Origin of the sequence: Streptomyces sp. NBC_01176 (genome assembly GCF_045039825.1) — a bacterium.
GTDB lineage: Bacteria > Actinomycetota > Actinomycetes > Streptomycetales > Streptomycetaceae > Streptomyces.
The window spans coordinates 6,133,718-6,151,269 of sequence record NZ_CP108600.1; the positions used below are offsets into that span (position 1 = coordinate 6,133,718).

Here is a 17,552-nt window from a genome sequence, read left to right on the forward strand (position 1 = left end):
GGCATGACTGAAGCTGCACAGGACGACGACGGCGCGGGCGAGAGCACGGTCACGGTGATCGTCGCCGCCCTCGCCAATCTGGGGATCGCGGTGGCCAAGGCGGTCGCGGGCGTCATCAGCGGATCGAGCGCGATGCTGTCCGAGGCCGCGCACTCGGTGGCCGACACGGTCACCGAGGTGCTGCTGCTCACCGCGCTCAAGCGCAGCGAGAAACCGGCCGACGAGGAACACCCCCTCGGATACGGGCCCGAACGCTACATCTGGGCGATGCTCGCGGCGGTCGCGACCTTCGTCGGCGGCGCGGTCTTCTCGATCTACGACGGGGTGCACACCCTCGTGGCGGGCGAGGAACTGGGCAATCCCCTCGTCTCCTACGTCGTCCTCGCGGTCGCCTTCCTGCTGGAGGGCTACTCCCTGCGCACCGGCGTCCGGCAGGCGCGCGGTGAGGCGGCACGGATCGGGGCGCCCTTCAAGCGCTACCTCCGCCACACCCCGGACACCGCCGTGAAGGCCGTGGTCCTGGAGGACTCGGCCGCGCTGATCGGTCTCGTCCTCGCCGCGGGCGGTCTGCTCGGCGGGCAGCTCACCGGCTCCGGCGTCTGGGACGCCGTCGCGTCCCTCTGCATCGGCCTCCTGCTGCTGTACGTCGCCTGGGTCCTCGGCCGCTCCAACGCGGAGCTGCTCATCGGGCGTCCGCTGCCGAAGGCCGTCCGGGAGGGCATCCGGGCCGAACTGCTCGCGGTGGAGCACGTGGAGGCCGTACTGGAGCTGACGACCCTGGTCCAGGGACCGCGCGAGGCGCTCGTCGCGGCCAAGGTCGACTTCCGCGACGTGTCGACCGCCGCGCAGATCGAGTGGGCCTGCGAACAGGCCGAACAGCGACTGCGGGAGGCGTTCCCGGTGGTGAGCCGGGTGTACCTGGACCCGACCCCGGGCCACGCCCAACGCCGGGCCGAGGGGCTGAACCCCTGGCCCTGAGGGCCGTCCGGGAGTCCCCGAGTCCCCGAGTTCCCGCTGGACCGGCGTGCGGCGTCGGACGCGGTGCGTCTCCTCGAAGCGGCTGTGTCAGGCGAGGCCCGCCGCGTTGAGCAGATACGCCGTCATCGGGTCGTAGTGCCGGGGACTCGTCACGTGGTCGTCGAGCGGGATCGTCACCTGGACGGTGCCCTCGGACTCGGCGAGGAAGAGGGCCGGGTCGTTGCAGTCGGCGTAGCCCATGGAGTCGACGCCGAGCTGGCCCGCGCAGCCGGCCCAGCCGTGGTCGGCGACGACCAGGCCGGGCAGCGGGCGGCCCTCACGCTCCAGCCCGGTGAGGATCGCCCGCATCGGCTCGCCCGAATGGGTGTGCCAGAGCGTCGCGCCGTGTTCGAGCACCGCGACGTCCGCGAACTGGAAGACGTACCCCTCGTCGGTCTGCAGCCCCTCGGGAATGACGACGATCTCGCAGCCCGCGGCACGCAGCGCGGCGGCGGTCGCGCGGTGCACGTCGAGGAGCCCGCCCGGGTGGCCGGTCGCGAACAGCACCCGCTCCTTCGCGGCCGCCGCCTTGCGCAGCCGTGCCGCCATCCGGTCCAGGGCGTCGACCGTCAGCTCCGGGTCGATGGTGTCCTGCCCGTACCGGTACTCCGGGTCGTCGTTCACACCGCACCGCTCCGCCATCACCGCGAGGACGTCCTGCTCGTCGGTCCAGCGGTCACCGAGCTCCAGGCCGAGCCAGAAGTTGCGGTCGCCGTTCGCGAGCTTGCGGTAGTGGGAGAGGTTGTTCTCGCGGGGCGTGGCGACATCGCCCGCGATACGCGTCCGTACGAGGTGGTCGACGAGCTCGCTGCGGTTGGGGGTCCCGGATATTGGCATGCCCCCATTGTGCCGGGGCGTCCCGCCCGGGGAACGGCTGTCCCGAGCCCTGGGACGCGCGTCACTCGCGACGGGGGAGCGCGGGCGCGGACCTCGGCGTGCCGCCCGGTCCCCGCCCGCCACGCCGTTCCCGGGCGTTCCGCTCACCGCTCCCGCAGCGCGAACCACAACTCCATGCGCACGTCGGCGTCGTCGAGATCGGCACCCAGCAACGTCGCGCAGCGCGCCACGCGTTGACGCACGGTGTTGCGGTGCACGGCGAGGGCCACCGCGGTGCGGTCCCAACTGCCGTGCAGGGAGAGCCAGGTGCGCAGGGTCTCGGTGAGGGCCGGGGTCGCGGTGATGGGTGCGAGCAGGGCGCGGGCGTGGGCCTCCGCGTCGGCCGCGGGAACGAGGTCGGCGAGCGCGGGACGCTCCGCGTGGCGTACCAGCGCCGTACGGGTCGCCCGCGCGCGGGCCAGCGCCCGGGCGGCCTGGGTGTCGGCGAGCGCCCACTCGTGCGGACCGACGGGCGCGCTGACCCCGCAGGTCCAGCCCTGCTGGGCGGTCGGCTCGCCGTCGCCGGGTACGAGGACGCGCACCACGTCGCCGCCGGCGTCGATGAGCGCGGAGCCCAGTGCCGTCCCCAGCGCGGAGGCGGCGACGGCGTCCGGAGCGGGACCGTCCGCCGTGGGCCGCGCGTGCACGACCGTCCACCGTTCCCCGCCCAGCAGGGGTGCGACCGTTTCCGGCGCGGCCCCGAGCAGCAGCCGGACGAGCGCCGCCGACCGGGCCGCGCCGCTCCCGCTCTGCTGTTCCCCGGTGAGCAGGGAGAGCAGCACGGCCGCGACGGAGGCGATGGTGTGGTCGCCGGGGTCGCGGCGCGGCGCCGCCACGCCGAGGGCGAAGCCCTGCCCGCCGCCGAGGGCGTAGGCGGCGAGATGGGTTCCCTGGACGGTGTCGCTGGCGGAGGAGGGGGTCGGACCCTGGGTCTCCCCGGGGCGCACCACCGCCGCCAGCCCGGCGAGGGCCCGCGCGACGGGCGCCTCCTGGGTCCTTCCGGCACCCGCCAGCTCCGCCCCCTCCGGCCCGTAGAGCACCGCCCGGCCGGACACCCGCTGGGCCAGCTGGCGCAGCACCGCGGGCACCGGGTCGGGGCGGGCCGCCGCCGCGGCCAGACTCTGCTGGCCCTCCGTGACCCGGCGCAGCTCCGCCAGGCGGGCCTGGGCCATCAGCTGCCAGACCGCGCGGGCCACCCCCGAGAAGGTCGTCTCGGGCGGCACCTCGATCAACGGCAGGCCGTGGGCGTCGCAGGCCTCGACCAGCGCGCGCGGAACCGTGTCGTGCACCGGCGCCACGCCGAAGCCCAGCGCCGCGCCGCCCGCCGCGACGATGCGGGAGACGTAGCCGTCGAAGTACTCCCTGAGCCGCGACTCCGTCCGGCCGGGAGCGTCCGCGGCCGGGCCCGCCGTCTCCGGGACGTGCACGCCCGCGGTCAGCAGCAGCTCGCCGCCCAGCAGATAGGGGTACGGGTCCGCCATCTCCGAGGTGTGGGCCCAGTGGATCACCGTGTCCGGGTCCGAGGGGCCCGCGATGCGACGCAGGGCCAGGTCCTCCCGGGCCAGCAGCGCGCTCAGCGGGACCGGCGGGGTGGGCGGGACCGGCGGTGCCGGCGGGACCGGTGGAGCCGAGGGAGCGGACGAGGGCGGTGGGCCTGACGGGGCGGATGCGTCCGGCATGCTGGACATTCCCTCCATCCGGTTCGGCGACAGTGGATGAAAAGTACACTTCAGAGTCGTCTTCCGGCCACCTAGGGTCGTGCCGTCGGCAGCCGCGGGTACGGGCGTTTGTCCCCGCGGTCCGCTGCCGCACCGACCGGGCGGGAACCGCTCGCGGATCCGCCGCCGGTCTTCCCGGCCGGACCGCGCTCGCCCCGGCCGCGTCCCCGTCCGCATCTGCACGACACGCCACCGAGAGTGAGCGAAGGAGGGCCCCGCATGGCCGTCGACTACACAGTGATCGTCGTCTATCTGGCCGGCATGCTGGCCATGGGCTGGTGGGGCATGCGCCGCGCCAAGTCCAAGAGCGACTTCCTCGTCGCGGGACGCCGCCTCGGGCCCGTGATGTACTCCGGGACCATGGCCGCGATCGTGCTCGGCGGTGCCTCCACGATCGGCGGCGTCGGGCTCGGATACCAGTACGGGCTCTCCGGGGCCTGGATGGTGTTCACCATCGGGCTCGGTCTGCTCGCCCTCTCCGTCTTCTTCTCCGCCCGCATCGCCCGGCTGAAGGTCTACACCGTCTCCGAGATGCTGGACCTGCGCTACGGCGGCCGGGCCGGTGTCATCTCCGGCGTCGTCATGTGGGCGTACACCCTGATGCTCGCGGTGACCTCGACCATCGCGTACGCCACGATCTTCGACGTCCTCTTCGACATGAACCGGACGCTCGCGATCATCATCGGCGGCTCGATCGTCGTCGCGTACTCGACGCTCGGCGGCATGTGGTCGATCACCCTCACCGACATGGTGCAGTTCGTGGTCAAGACCATCGGTGTGCTGCTCCTGCTCCTGCCCATCGCGGTCGTCAAGGCCGGCGGGTTCAGCGAGATGAAGGCCAAGCTGCCCACCGAGTACTTCGATCCGCTGGGCATCGGCGGCGAGACGATCTTCACCTACGTGCTCATCTACACGTTCGGCATGCTCATCGGCCAGGACATCTGGCAGCGCGTGTTCACCGCCCGCGGCGACACCACGGCGAGGTGGGGCGGCACGGTCGCCGGCACCTACTGCCTGGTGTACGCCGTCGCGGGCGCCGTCATCGGCACGGCGGCCAAGGTCCTCTACCCGACGCTGCCCAGCGCCGACGCCGCCTTCGCGACCATCGTCAAGGACGAACTCCCGGTCGGCGTGCGCGGGCTGGTGCTGGCCGCGGCGCTCGCGGCCGTCATGTCGACGTCCTCCGGCGCGCTGATCGCCTGCGCCACCGTCGCCAACAACGACATCTGGTCCCGGCTGCGCGGAGCCGTGCGGCCCGCGGGCGAGGAGCACGGCGGCGAGCACGACGAGGTCAAGGGCAACCGGCTCTTCATCCTCGTCATGGGCGTCGCGGTGATCTGCACCGCCATCGCGCTCAACAACGTCGTCGAGGCGCTGACCGTCGCGTACAACCTGCTCGTCGGCGGGCTGCTCGTGCCGATCCTCGGCGGACTGCTGTGGAAGCGCGGGACCGCGCAGGGCGCGCTCGCGTCCGTCGTGGTCGGCGGGCTCGCGGTCGTCGGACTGATGGCGGCGTTCGGCATCCTCGCCAACGAGCCGGTCTACTACGGGCTGCTGTCCTCCCTGGTCGTGTACGTGATCGTGTCCCTGGTCACACCCGCGACCGACCCGGCGGTACTGGTCGCTTGGCGCGAGCGGCTGGCGGGGCGTGGGGTTCCCTCGGTGGAGGGGGAGAGGGTGTCGGCCTGAGGGGGGATCGGTCCCCGGGTTCTCGGGGCGCGAGCTCTCGGGGTCCCGGGTTCCTGAGCCCCGGGGTCCCGGCCCCCGAGGGCCCGGGAACGCTGGGGGACGTGTGTGGCCGCGGGTCGTTCGCGGCTGGTCGCGCCGTTTCCCGCGCCCCTGAGGGGGCGCTGCCCTCCCCGGGGCCGTGAAGGGGCCTCCTCGCCCGCCGGACCCTGAAGGGGACGCTGTCGCCTCCCGGGGCCGGCGGCCCGGCGGCCGAGGAGGGCTGAAGAGTTTCGGGCCGGTCGTCGTGGGGCGGCCGGGCCGGGCGGACCCCGGTGACCGGGGTCCGCGACACTGGAAGACGTACTACCCGTATCACCCGTACCACGCATCACCGGTATCACCTGGAGGAGTCCGACGATGAGCAGCACCGAGAACCCGGCAGCAGGCGGCAGTCAGCCACGCGGCCCCGTCGACTCGTCCCGCGTCCCGCGGTACGCCGGCCCCGCGACCTTCGCCCGGCTGCCCCGCCTCGACGAGGTCGGCACCGCCGACGTCGCCGTGGTCGGCGTGCCGTTCGACTCCGGGGTCTCCTACCGGCCCGGCGCCCGCTTCGGCGGCAACGCGATCCGGGAGGCCTCCCGCCTGCTGCGTCCGTACAACCCGGCGCAGGACGCGTCCCCCTTCGCCCTCGCCCAGGTCGCCGACGCCGGCGACATCGCGGCGAACCCGTTCAACATCAACGAGGCCGTGGAGACCGTCGAGGCGGCGGCCGACGAGCTGCTCGGCACGGGCGCCCGGCTGATGACCCTCGGCGGCGACCACACCATCGCGCTGCCCCTGCTCCGCTCCGTCGCCAAGAAGCACGGCCCGGTCGCCCTGCTCCACTTCGACGCGCACCTCGACACCTGGGACACGTACTTCGGCGCCGAGTACACCCACGGCACCCCGTTCCGCCGCGCCGTCGAGGAGGGCATCCTCGACACCTCCGCCCTCTCCCACGTCGGCACCCGCGGCCCCCTGTACGGCAAGCAGGACCTCACCGACGACGAGAAGATGGGCTTCGGCATCGTCACCTCGGCGGACATCTACCGCCGCGGCGCCGACGAGGTCGCCGACCAGCTGCGCCAGCGCATCGGTGACCGCCCGCTCTACATCTCCATCGACATCGACTGCCTCGACCCGGCGCACGCGCCCGGCACCGGCACCCCGGAGGCGGGCGGCATGACCTCCCGCGAACTCCTGGAGATCCTGCGCGGCCTGTCCTCCTGCAACCTGGTCTCCGCGGACGTGGTCGAGGTCGCGCCCGCCTACGACCACGCCGAGATCACCGCCGTCGCCGCGTCCCACACGGCGTACGAACTGACCACGATCATGTCCCGCCAGATCGCCCAGGAGAAGGCAGCGAAGTGACCCACGACCACGACCTGGTACTCCGTCCGTCGGCGGCGCAGACGGAGGCCGCGCTGAACCCGCCCCCCGGCCGCAACGGCGGGGACCTGGTCGTGGAGACCCTCTCCGGGCTCGGCGCGACCACCGTCTTCGGCCTGCCCGGCCAGCACGCGCTGGGCATGTTCGACGCGCTGCGCCGCTCGTCGCTCCAGTACGTGGGGCTGCGCGTCGAGAACAACGCCGGGTTCGCGGCGGACGCGTACGGCCGGATCACGGGGGAGGCCGCGCCGCTGCTGCTCTCCACCGGCCCGGGGGCGCTGACCTCGCTGGCCGCGCTCCAGGAGGCCAAGGCCGCCTCGGCCCCCGTCCTCGCCATCAGCAGCCAGATCCCGACCGCCGGACTGGGCGGCGGACGCCACGGCTATCTGCACGAACTCCCGGACCAGCAGGCCTCGTTCCGGGGCGTCGTGAAGTCCGTGCACACCGTCCGCACGCAGTCCCAGATCCCCTCCGCCCTCGCGGCGGCCTGGGAGTCGGCGCTGACGGCCCCGCACGGCCCGGTCTGGGTGGAGATCCCGCAGGACGTCCTGCTCGCCCCGACGCACCTGCCGGTCGTGACCGCGATGGACGCGACCCCCGAGGAAGTGGTCCCGCGCCCCGAACTGACCGCGGTCGCCGCCCACCTGCTGTCCACGGCCGCCCGCCCCGCGATCATCGCGGGCGGCGGAGTCGTCCGGGCGGACGCCTCCGGCAAGCTGCTCCAGCTCGCCGAGCGGCTGAACGCCCCCGTCGTCACCACCTTCGGCGGCAAGGGCGCCTTCCCCTGGAACCACCCGCTGTCCCTCCAGTCCTGGCTGGAGGACCGGCACACCACCGACCTCCTGGAGGACGCGGACGTCCTGCTGGTGGTCGGCTCCGGCCTGGGTGAACTCTCGTCGAACTACCACACGTTCAAGCCCCGCGGCCGGGTGATCCAGATCGAGGCCGACCTCGGCAAACTGGAGTCCAACCATCCGGCACTGGGCATCCACGCCGACGCCAGGCTCGCGCTCTCCGCGCTCCTGGAGACGGTCGACGAGCGCCCCGACCCGACGGCGCCCGAGCGCGTGCGCACGCTGCTCGCCCGGGTCGGCGAGCGCATCGCCGCGCAGGAACTCACCCTGGAACAGGACGTGCTGGCGGCCGTGCGCCGCGCCCTGCCGGACGGCTCCCCGTCCTTCTGGGACATGACCATCCTGGCGTACTGGGCGTGGTCCGCCTTCGACCCGCGCCGGCCCAACGCCATGCACTCCGCCCAGGGCGCCGGCGGCCTCGGCTACGGCTTCCCGGCGGCCCTCGGAGCGGCGGCCGCCGACCCCACCCGCCCGGTCCTCGCGGTCTCCGGCGACGGCGGAGCGCTGTACTCGATCGCCGAGCTGGCCACGGCGAAGCAGTACGGCCTCGACGTCACCTGGCTGATCGTCGACGACGGCGGCTACGGCATCCTGCGCGAGTACATGACCGACGCCTTCGGCCAGGCCACGGCGACGGAACTGGCACGCCCGGACTACGTGGCCCTCGCCGAGTCCTTCGGTGTCCCGGGGATCCGTACGACCCCCGGGACGCTCGAAGCGGACCTGTCGAAGGCGCTGGCGACCCCCGGACCGTCGGTGGTGCTGCTCCCGGCGGTCCTTCGGATGTTCGCGCCCACGCACCTCGACGGCTGAGCGGCCGCCGGACCGAACGACTGCCGGACCGAACGACGGCCGGACCCAACGGCTGCCGCACCGAGCGCGGCAGCCGGACGGGCCGCTACCAGATCGCCTCGACCCACTCCGGGTGGTCGATGAACGGGTTGCGGTTGTGCTGGTAGGTGTCGTAGATGACCTGGTTGCGCTTCTCCTCGAAGGCGCTCGGCGGGTCCTGCTCGTTCCACTGCTTCAGCACGGACAGCTTGCCGATGTACGGCGCGCTGCCGTTGTTCACCTTCTCGTCCGGCTCCAGGTCGGCGAACCCGTCGCCGCCGTCGTAGCGCACGGCCATGTAGAGGATCATGCGGGCCACGTCGCCCTTGTCCGCGTCGCGCGGCTCGAAGGAGTCGGAGTCGACGCGGCTGCCGCCGCCGTTCGTCACCGCGCTGCCGCCGTTGTCGAAGTCGAGGTTGCCGCGGACGCCGTTGACCTGGACGTCGGCGGGGCGCAGGTGGTGCAGGTCGGTGCCGGGGCCGGTCACCTCGCCGAAGTCGCCGTGCGACTTGGCCCAGGTGTGCTCACGGTTCCAGTCGCCGACGTCGCCGCCGTTCAGGGACTTGCTGCGGGAGACGCCGCTGTACAGCAGGATCACGTTGTTGCTGTTGTTCGGGTCCTGGTCGGTGACCTTCAGCGCGTTCCAGACCGCGGAGTACGAGATCTTGCTCTGGCTGCTGATGATGGTGTGCAGCGAGGACTTGAGGCTCGCGCCGGTCTTGCCGACCGCGTTCTTGTAGTACGTGCTGTCGTACACGGTCGTCGTGGCGCTCGCGGGGGTCGCGGCGACCGTCGGCAGGGTGAGGCCCACCAGTACGGCGGATGTGGTCAGCGCCAGCGTCTTCCAGCGGCGTATGTGCGTTGTCGCGGGCATCGTGGGGAGTCCGTTCTACGCGTGTTGATTGAGCAGGCAACGGGAGCGTGACATGGACATGCGATGCGGGCAATGAACGGGCGGTGTCGGTTCCGTGTCGGAATCCGGCAGGTCGCCTTCCGGGTGGGCGGCGTGACGCGCCGAGCGGCCCCCGGCCGGGGAGGGGTCGGGGGCCGCGGGGGTGCCGGGGGCCGGGTTCCTGGAGCCGGTCGGCGGTATCCGAGGGGGTCGGCCGACGTCCGACGGGTCCGGGCGGCGGAGCGTCGCCGTGGCCGAACCCGGCCCGGTGGACGCGGTCCTGCTGTACGCGCTCTCCTTCACCGCGGTGGCGTTCTTCCTCACCCGGGCGGTCGCGACCCGGCGCACAGGTGAGGGACGCCGGCGGCGACGCGACGGCACGTACGCGCGCCCCACGAACGCACGTACAACTTTCGGTCACCCCTGCGAGTCATGACAGTCGGGTGCGCCGCAGGCGCGCTCGTACTGGTCGACAGGGGATGGGGAACCTCCATGACTCACCGGATATCCCGGCGTGCCCGGATGCTCGCAGCGAGCCTCGGCGCCGGGGTGCTCGTGCCGTTCGCGGCGGCCGCGGCCGCGGCACCGGCCTCGGCCGCCGCTGCGCCGCAGGTCAGCTGCACCTCGGCCAAGGCGGGCCTGGCCGCCAAGCTGCAGAAGGACATCACCGCGGCCGTGAAGAACCGCGCGGGCACGATCGCCGTCGGCCTCTACGACCGGACGACGAAGACGACCTGCACCCTGCGCGCCACCTCCGCCTACGACTCCGCCAGTGTGGTCAAGGCCACCGTGCTGGCCACGCTGCTGTGGGACGCGAAGAAGCACAACCGGTATCTGACCAGCCGTGAGCAGACGCTCACCACGGCCATGATCACCAAGTCGGACAACGCCGCGACCACCTCGCTGTGGAACCAGCTCGGCGTGACCAAGGTGAAAGGTTTCCTCGCCGCCGCCGGGATGACCGAGACCAAGCCGGGCGCGAACGGCTACTGGGGTCTCACCCAGATCACCGTGCGCGACGAGCAGAAGCTGCTCGCGCTCCTCACCGCCAAGAACTCCGTGCTGAGCGACAACTCCCGCGCGTACGAGCTGAAGCTGATGGGCAAGGTCATCTCCTCGCAGCGCTGGGGCACCCCGGCCGGAGCGCCCTCCTCGGTCGCCGTGCACGTCAAGAACGGCTGGCTGTCGCGCTCCACGCACGGCTGGCGCGTCCACAGCATCGGCACCTTCAACGGTGCGGGCCACGACTACATGATCACCGTTCTCACCCACGGGAACAGCACCATGAGCTACGGCGTCAGCACGATCCAGGGTGTGGCCAAGGCGATCCACAAGGACCTCGTGCCGGCCACCGCCAAGAGCGGCGCGAGCGTGCTGCGGTACGTGCCCACCGGCACCCCGCAGGAGGCGTCCGTGCCCGCGCCCGCGAGCTGACAGCGGTCACCCGCGCCGCGAGCCGACAGCGGTCACCGCGGGCCGGCGGCGGCCGCCTCGCCGACCGCCGCCGGCCCGGCCCGGGCCCCACCGGCCCCGCCCGTTCGCCCTCCCTCGCCATCCAGCCGCCCCGGCAGGCTCCGGACGACGTACGAGCGAGGGCACCTTCGTCGGCGATCTCTCATCCGCCGTGAACCGCGACGGAGCCGCCGCCGCGCTCGTCGGCCGGTCCTCGTTCACCCCCCCCACCGGGGACGGCCGCCCCGGCCTGCCCCTGGTCGGCGACGACAACCGGAACACGGCGCGGCTCACCCGTCCGTACTCCCTGCGCGTGCGACTGCCACGGACGGTGAGGGAATGATTGTTGCGGAGGGATGAAATCCGCTTCGTTCGGCGTTGGTGTCTTCCGGCGGAGTGAGATCTACGGAAGGCACCGGCGTGGCAGGTCAACGGGGATGGGCAGGGCGACTCGCCGGGTATGCGTGGCGGTACCCGAAGGACGTGCTGCTCGCGCTCGGGTCCGCGCTCGGCGGCATGGCCGTGCTGGCGGTGGTCCCGCTGATCACGAAGGTGATCATCGACGACGTCGTCGGGAACCACACCCGCTCCATGGCCCCCTGGGCGGGCGCGCTGATAGCGGCCGCCGTCGTCGTCTATGTCCTCACCTACATCCGCCGTTACTACGGCGGCCGCCTCGCCCTCGACGTCCAGCACGACCTGCGGACCGAGATGTACGACACGATCACCCGGCTCGACGGACGCCGCCAGGACGAACTGTCCACCGGACAGGTCGTCGGCCGGGCCACCAGCGACCTCCAGCTGATCCAGGGCCTGCTCTTCATGCTCCCGATGACCATCGGGAACGTGCTCCTCTTCCTGATCTCGCTCGGGATCATGGCCTGGCTCTCCCTGCCGCTCACCCTGGTCGCGCTGGCCGTCGCGCCCGCCCTGTGGTTCGTCGCCAAGCGCAGCCGCTCCAGGCTGCACCCCGCCACCTGGTACGCGCAGGCCCAGGCCGCCGCCGTGGCGGGCGTCGTCGACGGCGCCGTCAGCGGCGTCCGCGTGGTCAAGGGCTTCGGCCAGGAGGAGCAGGAGACCGGCAAGCTCCGGGAGGTCGGCCGACGGCTCTTCGCCGGACGGATGCGGACCATCCGGTTCAACGCCCGGTACACCCCCGCGCTCCAGGCCGTGCCCGCCCTCGGCCAGGTCGCGATGCTCGCGCTGGGCGGCTGGCTCGCCGTACGGGGACAGATCACGCTCGGTACGTTCGTGGCGTTCTCCTCGTACCTCTCCCAGCTCGTCGGGCCCGTCCGGATGCTCGCGGTGGTCCTCACCGTCGGGCAGCAGGCCCGGGCCGGCGCCGAGCGCGTGCTCGAACTGATCGACACCGAACCGGCCATCCAGGACGGCACCAAGGCCCTCCCGGCCGACGCGCCCGCGACCGTCGAGTTCGACGACGTGTCCTTCGCCTACGAAGACGGCCGGCCGGTGCTGAACGGGCTGAGCTTCGAGATCCGGCCCGGCGAGACCCTGGCCGTCGTCGGCTCCTCGGGGTCCGGCAAGTCCACGGTGTCGCTGCTGATGCCCCGCTTCTACGACGTCACGCACGGCGCCGTCCTCGTCGGCGGCCACGACGTCCGCGAGCTCACGCAGGAGTCGCTGCGCGCCGCGATCGGCCTGGTCCCCGAGGACTCCTTCCTCTTCTCCGACACCGTGCGCGCCAACATCGCCTACGGCCGCCCCGACGCCACCCAGGAGGAGATCGAGCAGGCCGCCCGGGCCGCCCAGGCCGACCGCTTCATCACCGAGCTGCCCGCCGGCTACGACACCAAGGTCGGCGAGCACGGCCTGACCCTCTCCGGCGGCCAGCGCCAGCGGGTCGCCCTCGCCCGCGCCATCCTCACCGACCCGCGCCTGCTCGTCCTCGACGACGCCACCTCCGCCGTGGACGCCCGTGTCGAGCACGAGATCCACGAAGCGCTGAAACAGGTCATGGAGGGCCGCACGACCCTGCTGATCGCGCACCGCCGCTCCACCCTCAACCTCGCCGACCGCATCGCCGTGCTCGACGGCGGCCGGCTCGCCGACATCGGCACCCACGAAGAGCTCCAGGACCGCTCCCCGTTGTACCGGCGGCTGCTCACCGACCCGGACGAACTGGGCGGGGTCTCCCCGGGACACGCCCAGCCCGTGGCCGCGGCCGAGGACACCTCGGTACGAGAGGAACTGGACGCCGAGTTCGACGCCGAGCGCGGTGTCACCCCGCACCTGTGGACCGGCGACCGCGAGCCCCGGGACAACGCGCTGGCGGGCATGCCGGCCACGCCCGAGCTCCTCGCCCAGGTCGAGGCGCTGCCCCCGGCCACCGACATCCCGGCCATCGACGAGGCACGCGCGGTCACGCCCGAGGAGTCGTACGGACTGCGCCGGCTGCTGCGCGGCTTCGGACTCCCGCTCCTGGTGAGCCTCGGACTGGTCGCCGTCGACGCCGGCATGAGCCTGCTGCTGCCCGTGCTGATCCGGCACGGCATCGACCAGGGTGTCTCCAGGATGGCCCTCGGCGCGGTCTGGGCCGCGGCGGCCCTGGCTCTGGTCACCGTGCTCGTCCAGTGGTCGGCGCAGATCGGCGAGACGCGGATGACGGGACGGACCGGCGAGCGGGTCCTGTACTCGCTCCGCCTGAAGATCTTCGCGCAGCTCCAGCGCCTCGGACTCGACTACTACGAGCGGGAGCTGACCGGGCGGATCATGACCCGGATGACGACCGACGTCGACGCCCTGTCCACCTTCCTGCAGACCGGCCTGGTCACCGCGTTCGTCTCCGTCGTCACCTTCTTCGGCATCATGGGCGCGCTGCTCGTGATCGACGTCCAGCTCGCGCTGGTCGTGTTCGTGACCCTGCCGCCGCTGGTCGTCGGCACGTTCTTCTTCCGCCGGGCGAGCGTGAAGGCGTACGAACTCGCCCGCGAGCGCGTCTCGGCGGTCAACGCCGACCTCCAGGAGTCGGTCTCCGGACTGCTGATCCTGCAGGCCTTCCGGCGCGAGCGCGCGGGCAGCCGGCGGTTCGCGGAGGGCAGCGCCGGCTACCGCGCGGCGCGCATCCGCGGACAGTGGCTGATCTCGGTCTACTTCCCCTTCGTGCAGCTGCTGTCGTCGGTCGCGGCGGCCGCGGTGCTGATGGTGGGCGCGCACCGGGTCGACGCCGGGACGCTGACGACCGGCGCGCTGGTCGCCTACCTCCTCTACATCGATCTGTTCTTCGCGCCCGTGCAGCAGCTCTCCCAGGTCTTCGACGGGTATCAGCAGGCGACGGTGTCGCTGGGCCGCATCCAGGAGCTGCTCCAGGAACCGACGTCGACACAGGCCGCCGCCGAGCCGCTGGAGGTGCTCTCGCTGCGCGGCGACATCGCCTTCGAGGACGTCGGCTTCGCGTACGGCGACGACGAGGAGGCCCTCAGCGGTGTCTCCCTGAGCATCCCGGCCGGGCAGACCGTCGCCTTCGTCGGTGAGACCGGTGCGGGCAAGTCGACGCTGGTGAAGCTGGTCGCCCGCTTCTACGATCCGACGAGCGGGCGGGTCACCGTCGACGGCACCGACCTGCGCGCCCTCGACATCACCTCCTACCGCCACCGGCTCGGTGTGGTCCCGCAGGAGGCGTACCTCTTCCAGGGGACGGTCCGCGACGCCATCGCCTACGGCCGCCCCGGCGCCACCGACGCCCAGGTGGAGGCCGCCGCCCGCGCGGTCGGCGCGCACGAGATGATCGCCACGCTGGACGGCGGCTACCTCCACGAGGTCGCCGAGCGCGGCCGCAACCTCTCCGCGGGCCAGCGCCAGCTGATCGCGCTGGCCCGCGCCGAACTCGTCGACCCCGACGTCCTGCTCCTCGACGAGGCCACCGCCGCGCTCGACCTCGCCACGGAGAGCCTGGTCAACCAGGCCACCGACCGGCTCGCGGGCCGCCGTACGACCCTGGTCGTCGCCCACCGGCTGACCACGGCCGCCCGCGCGGACCGGGTCGTGGTCATGGACCACGGCCGGGTCGCGGAGGACGGCACGCACGACGAACTGCTCCTGCTCGACGGCCGGTACGCGGAGCTGTGGCGGACCTTCGTGGGGGCGTCGGAGCCGGAGGAGCCGGTCGGCTCCACCGCCTGACGCCCGCCCGCTCAGCCCTTCTGCTTGATGTCGGAGATCTTCTTCGTCGACAGATCCGACTGGACGGCCAGATAGGTGTACGTCGGGTGCTGCGCGGAGCCCCAGGTCAGCCGGACGGTCGACCAGGTGTGGCCCGCGCCGCTGTCGCCCGCCGTCACCTTCCAGGCGCGCGGCACGTCCTGGGCGCGCAGGACGCCGTCGGCGTGCTCACGGCTCTCCCACCGGGCCAGCCGGGTGCGCAGGTCCGAGGTCAGGTAGAACGAGCGCAGCTGGGAGCCGAGACGGCCGGCGCCCTGGTCGGTCACGGCGTCGATGTAGGCGCCGTAGAAGTCGGCCACCCGGTCGTACGCCGGGCCGTTGGCGCCGCCACGTGCGGGCGGGGGAGCGGGGGAACCGGCGAACGCGGGCACGGAGGCACCGGCCGCGGCGAGGACCGCGGCGCCGACGAACGCGCCGACGACGGCGCGGGAACGGGACGTGCGGAACCGGATCGAACGGGAACGGGACGTGCGGGACATCGGATACCACCTTTCGCTTTTCTGACCAGTTGGACACCGGGTAAAGCGGTGCGGTTGCCCCGAAAGCGGAAAAAAACCCGTCCGGGTCACCGGACGGGGGTGGATGGCCGGCGCGCAACCATCCGACATATGTTCTGCGTCCGTACACCAGTACGCTCAATGGTCGGGGAGGGGCGATTGTGGACAGTGGTGCGATCCGTCGGCGCGTGGCGCTCGGCCTGGCTGTGCTGACCGCCTCCGGGCTGCTCGCGTTGGTGTGCCCGGGGAGCGCGCAGGCCGCTTCGTACTGCTCGGGACGCAAGGTGCGCACGGTCCCCTTCGCGACCGGCTCGGTGCAGCTCTACCGGAACGGCGGTTACGTCTGCGCCGTGACGGTCCCCAAGAAGCAGCAGGCGCAGAAGCGGCCGATGTCGGTCAGCGTGCAGGCGCGCGGCAACCGGCCGGTGGTCGACGCGGGCCGTTTCGCGCACCACGCGGGCCCGGTCACCGTCCACGCGGGCCACCGCTGCGTCCGCATCAGGGGCTCGGTCGGCTCGGGTTCCGTGAGCTCGGGCTGGATCCTGTGCTGAGCCGATCGGTCCCGGCCGGAGGCCCGGCGATTCCCGGCTGAATCACAGAGAAGTCACAGGGTTCCCTCAAGTCCCCCTGGTGTCACACCCATTGCTCCGCTAGGTTCCGGCGGACATCTGTGTAACTCCAGGGGAGGGTGCATGCGCAAGGCGCTCAGATGGCTGCTCGCGCTCACGGTGCTCATAGGCACGCTGAGCACGGCCGGGGCGGCCACCGCGGCCCAGCCGGAGGCCACCACCGGCACGACCACCGGGGACATCAAGGACCGTCTCCTCGCGATACCGGGCATGAGCCTGATCGAGGAGAAGCCGTACACCGGCTACCGCTTCTTCGTCCTCGACTACACCCAGCCGGTCGACCACCGGCACCCGTCCAGGGGGACGTTCCAGCAGCGCATCACGGTGCTGCACAAGGACACCGCACGCCCGACGGTCTTCTACACCGGCGGCTACAACGTCTCCACGACGCCGAGCCGCCGCGAGCCGACCCAGATCGTGGACGGCAACCAGGTCTCGATGGAGTACCGCTTCTTCACCCCGTCCCGCCCCCAGCCGGCCGACTGGTCCAAGCTCGACATCTGGCAGGCGGCCAGTGACCAGCACCGCATCTTCGAGGCCCTCAAGCCGATCTACACCCAGAGGTGGATCTCGACGGGCGGCTCCAAGGGCGGCATGACCGCCACGTACTACGAGCGCTTCTACCCGCGCGACATGGACGGCGTGGTCGCCTACGTCGCCCCCAACGACGTGGTGAACGACGAGGACTCGGCGTACGACCGCTTCTTCAGGAACGTCGGCACCAAGGAGTGCCGCGACAGGCTGAACGCGGTGCAGCGCGAGGCGCTGGTGCGCCGGGAGCCGCTGGAGAAGAAGTACGCGCAGTACGCGGCCGACAACGGCTACACCTTCACCACGATCGGCAGCCTGGACAAGGCCTACGAGGCCGTCGTCCTCGACTACGTGTGGGGCTTCTGGCAGTACAGCCTGCTCGCCGACTGCGCGACGATCCCGGCCGACGCGCCGCACGCCACGGACGACGCGATCTGGGACTCCGTCGACACCATCTCCGGCTTCTCGGCCTACACCGACCAGGGCCTGGAGACGTACACGCCGTACTACTACCAGGCGGGCACCCAGCTCGGCGCGCCCACGATCCACTTCCCCTCCATCGAGAAGAAGCTGATCCGCTACGGCTACCAGCCGCCGCGGAACTTCGTGCCGCGCTCCATCCCGATGACCTTCCAGCGGTCGGCGATGCGGGACGTGGACACCTGGGTCGCGCACCACGCCCACCACATGCTGTACGTCTACGGCCAGAACGACCCGTGGGGCGCGGAGCGCTTCCGCCTCGGCAGGGGCGCCCGTGACGCCTACGTCTTCACGGCCCCCGGCCTCAACCACGGTGCCAACGTCGCCGGTCTCGTCCCCGACGAGAAGGCGCTCGCGACGGCCCGCATCCTGCAATGGGCCGGTGTCGCCTCCGCGGCCGTCCAGGCCGACCCGTCGGCGGCCCGGCCGCTGGCCGGATTCGACGCGAGGCTCGACCGGCGCGACATCGAGCGCGAGCCCGCGCTGCGCCCGTAAGGCGC

At 72.3% G+C, this 17,552-nt stretch carries 14 protein-coding genes; 10 read left to right on the top strand and 4 right to left on the bottom strand.

The genetic code is table 11. From position 1 onward, the window contains the following. The first annotated feature begins 3 nt into the window (after positions 1-3). Positions 4-978, top strand: coding sequence for a cation diffusion facilitator family transporter (locus tag OG199_RS26485; protein ID WP_356797458.1), 975 nt, complete (start codon positions 4-6; stop codon positions 976-978). A gap of 87 nt (positions 979-1,065) precedes the next feature. Here OG199_RS26485 and OG199_RS26490 read toward each other — a convergent pair whose 3' ends face one another. Continuing rightward, positions 1,066-1,854, bottom strand: coding sequence for a phosphatase (locus OG199_RS26490; RefSeq protein WP_405831579.1), 789 nt, complete (start codon positions 1,852-1,854; stop codon positions 1,066-1,068). A 143-nt stretch (positions 1,855-1,997) separates the two neighbouring features. Further along, entirely contained in the window at positions 1,998-3,572 is a 1,575-nt protein-coding gene (locus tag OG199_RS26495; protein ID WP_405831581.1) for a PucR family transcriptional regulator ligand-binding domain-containing protein, read from the bottom strand. A gap of 258 nt (positions 3,573-3,830) precedes the next feature. On the opposite strand from OG199_RS26495, the gene OG199_RS26500 reads away from it, so the two are divergent. The 3 genes from OG199_RS26500 (at position 3,831) to OG199_RS26510 (ending at position 8,374) form a co-directional block, all read left to right on the top strand. Next, positions 3,831-5,300 carry a sodium:solute symporter gene (locus OG199_RS26500; RefSeq protein ID WP_356797462.1) on the top strand — a complete coding sequence of 490 codons (1,470 nt, stop codon included), beginning with the start codon at positions 3,831-3,833 and terminating at the stop codon, positions 5,298-5,300. A gap of 396 nt (positions 5,301-5,696) precedes the next feature. Then, positions 5,697-6,689, top strand: a complete 993-nt coding sequence (speB, locus tag OG199_RS26505) for an agmatinase (RefSeq protein ID WP_356797464.1) — start codon at positions 5,697-5,699, stop codon at positions 6,687-6,689. Further along, complete coding sequence (locus OG199_RS26510) at positions 6,686-8,374, top strand: thiamine pyrophosphate-binding protein (protein WP_356797466.1); 1,689 nt, start codon at positions 6,686-6,688, stop codon at positions 8,372-8,374. The genes speB and OG199_RS26510 overlap by 4 nt, the downstream gene beginning before the upstream one ends. Before the next feature lie 85 nt (positions 8,375-8,459). On the opposite strand, the gene OG199_RS26515 is transcribed toward OG199_RS26510, so the two are convergent. After that, positions 8,460-9,266, bottom strand: coding sequence for an endonuclease (locus OG199_RS26515; protein WP_356797468.1), 807 nt, complete (start codon positions 9,264-9,266; stop codon positions 8,460-8,462). Positions 9,267-9,534: 268 nt separating this feature from the next. Between OG199_RS26515 and OG199_RS26520 the strand changes: the two genes are divergently transcribed. The 4 genes from OG199_RS26520 (at position 9,535) to OG199_RS26535 (ending at position 14,876) form a co-directional block, all read left to right on the top strand. Beyond that, positions 9,535-9,720, top strand: coding sequence for a hypothetical protein (locus OG199_RS26520; protein ID WP_405831583.1), 186 nt, complete (start codon positions 9,535-9,537; stop codon positions 9,718-9,720). 56 nt (positions 9,721-9,776) lie between these two features. Beyond that, positions 9,777-10,718, top strand: a complete 942-nt coding sequence (locus tag OG199_RS26525; protein WP_405831585.1) for a serine hydrolase — start codon at positions 9,777-9,779, stop codon at positions 10,716-10,718. 190 nt (positions 10,719-10,908) lie between these two features. Continuing rightward, positions 10,909-11,079 (top strand): hypothetical protein, encoded by a 171-nt coding sequence (locus OG199_RS26530; RefSeq protein WP_405831587.1) that lies wholly within the window; start codon positions 10,909-10,911, stop codon positions 11,077-11,079. Positions 11,080-11,156: 77 nt separating this feature from the next. Then, positions 11,157-14,876: an ABC transporter ATP-binding protein gene (locus tag OG199_RS26535; protein WP_356797472.1), complete on the top strand. Its 3,720-nt coding sequence runs from the start codon at positions 11,157-11,159 to the stop codon at positions 14,874-14,876. An 11-nt stretch (positions 14,877-14,887) separates the two neighbouring features. Here the strand turns inward: OG199_RS26535 and OG199_RS26540 are convergent, their stop codons facing one another. Then, complete coding sequence (locus OG199_RS26540) at positions 14,888-15,394, bottom strand: hypothetical protein (protein ID WP_356797474.1); 507 nt, start codon at positions 15,392-15,394, stop codon at positions 14,888-14,890. Between the two features lie 179 nt (positions 15,395-15,573). On the opposite strand from OG199_RS26540, the gene OG199_RS26545 reads away from it, so the two are divergent. Continuing rightward, positions 15,574-15,963, top strand: coding sequence for a hypothetical protein (locus OG199_RS26545; protein WP_356797476.1), 390 nt, complete (start codon positions 15,574-15,576; stop codon positions 15,961-15,963). Between the two features lie 141 nt (positions 15,964-16,104). Then, complete coding sequence (locus OG199_RS26550; RefSeq protein WP_405831590.1) at positions 16,105-17,547, top strand: S28 family serine protease; 1,443 nt, start codon at positions 16,105-16,107, stop codon at positions 17,545-17,547. Positions 17,548-17,552 lie beyond the last annotated feature (5 nt).

Bases quoted from the DNA above. Each gene is read 5' to 3' on its own strand.
- OG199_RS26485 (WP_356797458.1), top strand. From the start codon at position 4: ATGACTGAAGCTGCACAGGACGACGACGGCGCGGGCGAGAGCACGGTC.
- OG199_RS26490 (WP_405831579.1), bottom strand. From the start codon at position 1,854: ATGCCAATATCCGGGACCCCCAACCGCAGCGAGCTCGTCGACCACCTC.
- OG199_RS26495 (WP_405831581.1), bottom strand. From the start codon at position 3,572: ATGCCGGACGCATCCGCCCCGTCAGGCCCACCGCCCTCGTCCGCTCCC.
- OG199_RS26500 (WP_356797462.1), top strand. From the start codon at position 3,831: ATGGCCGTCGACTACACAGTGATCGTCGTCTATCTGGCCGGCATGCTG.
- speB (WP_356797464.1), top strand. From the start codon at position 5,697: ATGAGCAGCACCGAGAACCCGGCAGCAGGCGGCAGTCAGCCACGCGGC.
- OG199_RS26515 (WP_356797468.1), bottom strand. From the start codon at position 9,266: ATGCCCGCGACAACGCACATACGCCGCTGGAAGACGCTGGCGCTGACC.
- OG199_RS26525 (WP_405831585.1), top strand. From the start codon at position 9,777: ATGACTCACCGGATATCCCGGCGTGCCCGGATGCTCGCAGCGAGCCTC.
- OG199_RS26540 (WP_356797474.1), bottom strand. From the start codon at position 15,394: ATGTCCCGCACGTCCCGTTCCCGTTCGATCCGGTTCCGCACGTCCCGT.
- OG199_RS26550 (WP_405831590.1), top strand. From the start codon at position 16,105: ATGCGCAAGGCGCTCAGATGGCTGCTCGCGCTCACGGTGCTCATAGGC.